The following is a 6,612-nucleotide window of genomic DNA, read 5'->3' as shown; positions in this document are numbered from 1 at the left end:
TCCACCTGCACGCTCATGCTTCCCCACCAAAGTGGGCAGAACCCACGCTGGACCTCACGGTTCACATGGGATCGCTTAGCTGATTAGAGACGCTGGACTGGAAAGGGAGGAGGTGATTGCCGTGGCAGGCGATGATCCGCTGATGGTCGTCGACAGCTCGGGCATCGTAGTGCAGTGGAGTCGCCAGGCAGAGGCACTACTGGGACGTGGAACGGATGAGGTGCTCGGGCGGTCCATCACGCCCTGGCTGGCCCGCACAGCAGCTGTGGCTGACCAGCAAGCGGAACCGGGCCGAGATGAAGTGGCGCTGTGCGACGCGAGCGGCCACGTTGTCGCCAAAGACTTGCGGGTGCGGCCCCTGCCACGTCAGGACGGCTCTTTGGACTGAGGCCTCTTCCAGGCGCCAGCGAACGGAGCACCGGCGCCTGATGCAGGCACTGTGGTGCTTGAGTCCTTGTTCACCCGGGTACCGGTTGGCCTGTACGTTCTGGACACGGGGTTGCGGATAGCGGCGGCGAACATCGCCGCACAGACGATGTGCGGCGGGACCCAGGAGCGGATCCTTGGGCGCCGACTCACCGACGCCTACAAGTTCTCACCCCCCGGCGAGGTGGAGGCGATACTCCGCGCTGTGCTGGACAGCGGGGCACCCTGCCCGGAGCGCGTGGTGTACGTGTCTCCCAGGGGTGTTTCGGGCCGACCGCGTGTCATGGACGTCTCGGCATTCCTGCAGGTCGTATGGGGTCTGGTGGTGCTCAGGGCCGCCTGGGACGATGCCGCGGGTGATTGTCGCGCTGGTCTATCGGGTGGCGAGGAAGCTGTTGTCGGTCCCGGTGTTGCTGCTGCGCCGGCAGGTGGCCAAGGACGCCGAGCTTCTTGTCCTGCGGCACGAGAACGCGGTGCTGCGTAGGCAACTCGCAGACGTCGATCTCAAGCGCCAGGGCGAGGTCCGCCAGCGCGTCGTGGGAGCGTACGGCCGGCCAGCCATGAGGAGGTCCACCGCAGCCGGCAAGCGAGCTGGGAACGACTTCAGCGTGACCTGCTTGCCCAACCCTGGATGTACTGAACGAGTTACTCGGCGTACCGATCAGTGCGGGCGATGGCTGGGCGATCTCCCCGCGAGCCTGGAGTCCGACCACCCCCCGTCTAATCCTTGACCACGAGCCCACGTTCGAAGGGCCGAGACGATCTCCAAGCCGACCAAGCCGCCGACCACCAGAACCCGCTCCGCGCCTCCCACCGTTCGGCCAACCCGACCGCGCCCTCGCGGGTACGCAGGGCGAAAACACACCGTCGCGGCCAAGGCAAGGACAGCCAGCCTGCCGAGGGGGCCGGCGGCGGGCAGCTCGCACCGAAGAGCGGGATCTATTGGTGCTCGTGCGCGCCAGTCACAGGGTTAGTCATGTCTCTTCGACATTTCCATACGACGTATGGTAGCAATGGAAGGGCAATTCCATACGACGTATGGAACTCGCAAGCTCGGACCACGTCGGGCGCCACACATCGCCTGGCAGAACCGCCGTTGGCACAGATCACGCCACCGGGAAGGGAAGATCATGAAGAAGCTCACGAAGCGCATCGCCCTTACTGTCTCGTCCGTTGCGGTCGCCGGTGTCACCGTCCTCGGTGCCGGGGGCACCGCTTCGGCCGCCCCCCTTGCATCCACGCACGCCCAGCGTCCGACCGAAGGGGACGTGGCCGCTGATTACAGCTGGGACCACGGTGTCGGCTACCTGCTCGAGCAGGGCTACTCCTGCGACGAGATCCGCGGCTGGCACCAGGACCACCACGGCACCGATGCGACGCGGCACGACTGCGACGGCCTCTTCTACCGCGATGGTCGCTTCTACCACTGGGAGGGCGAGGGGCACGGCTGGAAGTCGGACAGGTCGTACTACCACGACGGGAACCGCTTCGAGCACGACCGCCGTGACAGGGACCACTACGACCTGAGCCGTGACGACCGGTGAGGCGGGTACCGGTCGAGGCCGTGGGGCCGTGCTTCGAGCGCCGCGCCACTCATCGTGCGATGCGCCGGTGCCGTCCGGCGCCCGCGGCCTGCTACACCGCCTCCGCACGCGCTACCTCTTCGCCATGGGCCGGCGTGAGGCGCCGTCGAGCCACGCCCAGGAGCGGAAGTCGATGAAGAAGTCCTTGAAGGCCGTAGAGCGGCGGGTGGGCGTGCAGCTGGTCGTGTCGCGCGCCTACTCATTGCCCCTGTGCGTACGTCTGCGGTACGAGCCCACTGATCCCTATGTTGTCCGTGCCGTTTTCTTCGTCGACTGTGACAAGCCCGTCGAATGGGTTCTGGGGCGGGACCTTCTGACTGATGGCCTGAAGGGTTGCGCAGGCTGCGCGGACGTCCGGATCTGGTCGGCCGTGGGGCGTGGTGACCAGTGGATGTACATCGCCCTCGGGTCTTCCGCGGGCACCGCCTTGCTCGAGGTCCCCATGCGGGACATCATGTCCTTCCTTCAGGGCACGGAGGCTCTGGTGCCACGGGGTACCGAGTCAGCCCACATCGACTGGGATGCCGAACTGGCACACCTGCTCCCCCACGGCTGACCGCCGACCATCCATGCTCTGAAGTCAAGGAACCAACGTCATGCCCCAGTACCAGCTCCGTATCTACACCCTGCGCAGCCCCGAGGCGCTCTCCGCCTACGAGAAGGTCTGGGCCCAGCACATTCCCGGTATGTCCAAGCACCGGATCACCACACACGGCGTCTGGACGGTGCCCACGGCGCCCGGAAGCGGGACTCCCCGACTGTACGCCCTCGTTTCCTACAGGGACGCCGACGACGTGCAGGAGCGGCTGGAGGCGTACCTGTCGAGTCCTGAATTCCGCGCGGACATGGAGGGCTTCAACATCATTCAGATCGTCGGCCTCGACGAGACCCTGCTGACGCCCACCGTGGACTCACCTTTGCGCTGACGGTCGGCCTGCGACGAGTGACGCGGCCGAGGGACCGGCATCCGGCGTGCGCAACTCGGCAAAGGCGCGCGCCAGTCGGCAGCGGCTATGGACGAAGTCGGTGATCGGCGGTGGCGGTCGGTCCGTATCCCGAGCGGCGGCGCGCGGGATGTGGTCACTACAGCCAGAGCGCTTTCCGGGGCGGTGAACGGCTCGACGGACGGCGATCATGATGGCCATGAGATCGGGCGCCCGCCCCACGGCAGCTCCGCCATGCACAACCGACGAAGTGCGGCTCGCAGGGTGACGAATCCGCGGAGCGTGCTCAGCGGACCGGACGACGGGTTCGCTGATGCTCGCGCCGCCGTGACTGCGTCACCTGGCGGGGAGGGCAGTGCCCGTCAGCCGGTCGTGGACGGGAGAGACCTGCCGGCATGGGACATGAGGTGCGGCCGGTGCAGATGGCGCGAGGGGGTGCGTTCGATGATCAGGAAGGCGGCTTCGTCGGTGAGCTGCTCACCGGTGTGCTCGAGTAGGTCGCGGTGAAGGTGGTGCAGCAGAGCGTCGGGGCTTGAAGCGAGGAAGGCGGCGACCCGCTCGGCGAGCGGGTAGAAGGCTCCCGTCGGTGAGCGGGCTTCGATCACGCCGTCGGTATACAGCAGCGGCATGTCGCCCGCTTCGAAGATGAACGGGTCGGTGCGGTCGCTCCGCACGAAGAGGGTGCACAGACCCAATGGGGGCGCGGGCCGTGGGGAGTTCAGGACGGTCACCTGCTCGGCATGGATCAGCAGGCGGGCGGATGGCCGCAGTTGAGCATCTCAGCCTGCGGGCCCTGATCGTGGATGTCGATCATGAGGGCCGTGATGAAGTGCTCGCTGGCGTCGTGCGTGGTATCGGCGACCTCCTCCAGGTTCCGGCAGACGCTCTCTTCGACGGCGCTGACGAGCTCGGGCAAGGAGGCGTACCGGTGAGCGCCCCCTCACGGAACGTACCCATCACCACCGACGCCTCGCCGATGGAGGCCAGCCCATGGCCTCGTACGTCGCCGATGAGTACCCGGGTGCAGGGGTGATCGGCGCGGGCGACCGCCAACAGGTCGCCCCCGATCTGGGCCTCGTCTTCGGCGGCCAGATACAGCCAGGCCACCCGCAAGGGTCCGATCCGGCGGGGTGGAGGCCGCAACAGAATCCGCTGTGCCGTCTCGGCCACCGACCGCACCCGGCTCAGCTCCCGGGCACGCCGCTCCCGCACATAGGCAATGAGGACCACCAGAGCCGACAGCACGGCCAGCGCGATGAGCTGTGCTAGGTGGTTGGTCGCGGTCAGCCCGCCGTGGAAGACCGAGATGACCACCAGGGCGGCCTACACCAGAGCCCCGACCAGAGCGGTCAGCCGCGGACCGGCGAAGGAGGCGGTCAGAGTCGGCGCGATGACCAGCAACGGGCCCAGATGAACACTGGTGCCGATACCAATGTCCGTCACAGTGATGACCACGATCAGTGCGAGCGCGATCACCAGCAGCCCGCGCCCCGCGCGCCGCTGCAAGGCGCGATCATCCGATATCCCTCGCGCCCCCATACGCCCCTTTTGCGCCCTCTTCGGCCATGCGTGCTCCGCGCGCGACTTCCTGTCACGGTCGGTACGGCTCGCGGACTGGCTTGAAGCGGTGCTGCTCTCCACACGCCGCCCGAAACAAGCGATCCTGCCGGCCACCGCAGAGCCGTTGTAAGCAGAGCGTCCTCACCGAATCGACTCCTGGCGGGCCTCAATCATCATCCGAAGGAGCCCACCGCTTCCTCTCGCCCAGAGCGGACAGGTCCTCCCGCTCGTCCAACAGCTCCCGGAGGGCGGCATCCGCCTTCTTCCTGTCCTCTTTCGTCAGCTCCACAGGTGCGTTGCTGTAAACGGTGTATCGGTCGCGATCAATGATGTTGGCGGCCCTCAAGGTGAACGTCAGAAGCGAGCGCCATCCCTTCCGATGACCGACTCTCACTTGTATCTGGACCTTGTAGTCACGAGGCTCAAGAAGGAAGCCCGCAAATGGGGCTTCGAACTCCATGAAGAGCTGCTGAGCTTCCCTCCCAGCCACGGCGAACCCTGCCGGCAACTTTGGCTCCTCATCCAGCCGAGGCCGGAGACGGGACGGCGAGGACACCCACAGAAGTGGCAGATGAGAGGCAGGCTCGTCAGGAAAGGTCAACCTGAGACCTTGCACGACTATCGGTCTGGCACCGGTGTTGTGCAGGACGAGCGGAAGCCGCAGGCGAGTCATGGAGCAATGGACGATCGCCGCAAAGGATTGAGGCTCCCACGACTCCAGGCACCCTCGCCTTGCGTTGATCCACCAGAAAGACGAGATGGTGAAGATCAGTGCGCAGAGCGATATAGCGCCCGCACCAGCGATCGGCGACGGCTGGTTTTGAAGAGCCATGGTCATCAGCGGAAGCATTGAACCGGTCCCTTCATCCGTCACCGAGGAGTTGCACCAACGAAGCGTCCAGGTCGACGTGCCCGGTCTCGGCCCCTCTAGGCACCAGCTCCTCCGTCTCGTGCAGGAATGCTCTGACGTCCCGTCCCGAAGCTTGGAGCAAAGCCGTACCAGCGGGCAGGCTGAGGAATATGTACACGTCACGGGGGCCATTGTCGATCACGGGACATATACGTGTGTCTCCCTCACCGGCTGGACCCTTCAGCCCATCAGTCAGAAGATCACGCCCGATGATCGATTCCACCGCCTCGTCGCTGTCGAGAACGGTGAATGCGGCGCGGACAACGCATGGACCACTGGATTCGTATCGCAGCCGCATGGTCAGTGACAGCGACACCTCGCTAGAAACGACAAGCTGCACAGGGAGCCCCCGCGCCACGGTTTTAGATGACTTCACCGGTATTACTCCTAGCGCCTCGAGTCATACGGGACGACCACCGGAAGGGCTGTCGTCTGAATCGAATGGGGCTGGACAGAGATAGGAGTTTCCAGGAGCCACCGGCATCGCCTGTCGAAGAAAGGCGATCTTTGTCTCACCGATCAGCACTGATCAGGCGTTGACACGGTGACTCCTTGACACACGCCATCGGTACGATTACTCCCTAAAGTTCCATACATCGTATGAAACCTCCATCAGTAGAACATACGCCACACGGAAAGTGAAGGTGGGAGCAGCTGTACGGAATCAAGCCACCTCGATTCGCGATGGCGTCGGAGCGGCGCAGGATCCGATGCCCAGCGGAATATGGACACTCGTGCGACGAAGTGGATCACGAGACTGGGGTCCTGCCGCCAGGGAGTGGCAATCGCGAAACATCAAGGCACACCGAATGATCAACTAACATGATCTTGTCGTCCGCGGAACTGGTATGCAAACCGCGCAAGCGGCGGCCGACGAGTCGCCTCCCGGTACGCACTCTGGGACGCGGAGCGGAAATCCGCCGTCAGCCTTCGTCCGTGTTCCGCTCGATGGGTTTGAAGACCACGCGGGCGACGGTCCGGCGACCGTAGTGGCGGAGACGTGCGACGGTCAGTAGCGTCGCGGACACAGTGTGTATCGTTGCCGGGTGAGGAAAGAGACCCGTGGCGTTGGTGCGGGCGACGGCGTTGAGGGCGGCGGTCATGTCCCCTGTGGTGGTGTAGCGAGTTCGATCTGATCTTTGGTTTGGGGGTAGATCGTGTCCATGCTTCCCTCGGGGAGATAGCGGCG

9 protein-coding genes and 1 pseudogene are annotated in these 6,612 nt (G+C 65.1%); 5 read left to right on the top strand and 5 right to left on the bottom strand.

What is annotated here, in order from left to right; all coding sequences use genetic code 11:
* Window positions 1–121 precede the first annotated feature (121 nt).
* The 5 genes from ACIBJF_RS51205 to ACIBJF_RS51185 all read left to right on the top strand — a co-directional run bounded on the left by ACIBJF_RS51205 (window position 122) and on the right by ACIBJF_RS51185 (window position 2,935).
* Complete coding sequence (locus ACIBJF_RS51205) at window positions 122–388, top strand: PAS domain-containing protein (protein WP_399184761.1); 267 nt, start codon at window positions 122–124, stop codon at window positions 386–388.
* 51 nt (window positions 389–439) lie between these two features.
* A complete protein-coding gene (locus ACIBJF_RS51200; protein WP_399184760.1) occupies window positions 440–910 on the top strand; it encodes a PAS domain-containing protein in 471 nt (156 codons plus the stop codon).
* A gap of 646 nt (window positions 911–1,556) precedes the next feature.
* Window positions 1,557–1,970, top strand: coding sequence for a hypothetical protein (locus ACIBJF_RS51195; RefSeq protein ID WP_399184759.1), 414 nt, complete (start codon window positions 1,557–1,559; stop codon window positions 1,968–1,970).
* Window positions 1,971–2,037: 67 nt separating this feature from the next.
* The gene (locus tag ACIBJF_RS51190) at window positions 2,038–2,565 is read left to right on the top strand and encodes an SsgA family sporulation/cell division regulator (protein WP_399184758.1); all 528 of its coding nucleotides are present in this window, start codon (window positions 2,038–2,040) and stop codon (window positions 2,563–2,565) included.
* A gap of 40 nt (window positions 2,566–2,605) precedes the next feature.
* The gene (locus ACIBJF_RS51185; protein ID WP_399184757.1) at window positions 2,606–2,935 is read left to right on the top strand and encodes an NIPSNAP family protein; all 330 of its coding nucleotides are present in this window, start codon (window positions 2,606–2,608) and stop codon (window positions 2,933–2,935) included.
* Between the two features lie 380 nt (window positions 2,936–3,315).
* Here the strand turns inward: ACIBJF_RS51185 and ACIBJF_RS51180 are convergent.
* The 5 genes and pseudogenes from ACIBJF_RS51180 to ACIBJF_RS51160 form a co-directional block, all read right to left on the bottom strand.
* Window positions 3,316–3,869 (bottom strand): annotated as a pseudogene (locus ACIBJF_RS51180) (PP2C family protein-serine/threonine phosphatase).
* 407 nt (window positions 3,870–4,276) lie between these two features.
* The gene (locus tag ACIBJF_RS51175; RefSeq protein WP_399184756.1) at window positions 4,277–4,459 is read right to left on the bottom strand and encodes a hypothetical protein; all 183 of its coding nucleotides are present in this window, start codon (window positions 4,457–4,459) and stop codon (window positions 4,277–4,279) included.
* Window positions 4,460–4,679: 220 nt separating this feature from the next.
* A complete protein-coding gene (locus ACIBJF_RS51170; RefSeq protein WP_399184755.1) occupies window positions 4,680–5,021 on the bottom strand; it encodes a hypothetical protein in 342 nt (113 codons plus the stop codon).
* A 355-nt stretch (window positions 5,022–5,376) separates the two neighbouring features.
* A complete protein-coding gene (locus ACIBJF_RS51165; RefSeq protein ID WP_399184762.1) occupies window positions 5,377–5,721 on the bottom strand; it encodes an SsgA family sporulation/cell division regulator in 345 nt (114 codons plus the stop codon).
* A 625-nt stretch (window positions 5,722–6,346) separates the two neighbouring features.
* A complete protein-coding gene (locus tag ACIBJF_RS51160) occupies window positions 6,347–6,526 on the bottom strand; it encodes a hypothetical protein (protein WP_399184754.1) in 180 nt (59 codons plus the stop codon).
* Window positions 6,527–6,612: the final 86 nt, after the last annotated feature.

The sequence above is a fragment of the Streptomyces sp. NPDC050743 genome (assembly GCF_044456925.1).
GTDB lineage: Bacteria > Actinomycetota > Actinomycetes > Streptomycetales > Streptomycetaceae > Streptomyces.
This window is presented reverse-complemented; position numbering and strand designations above follow the sequence as displayed.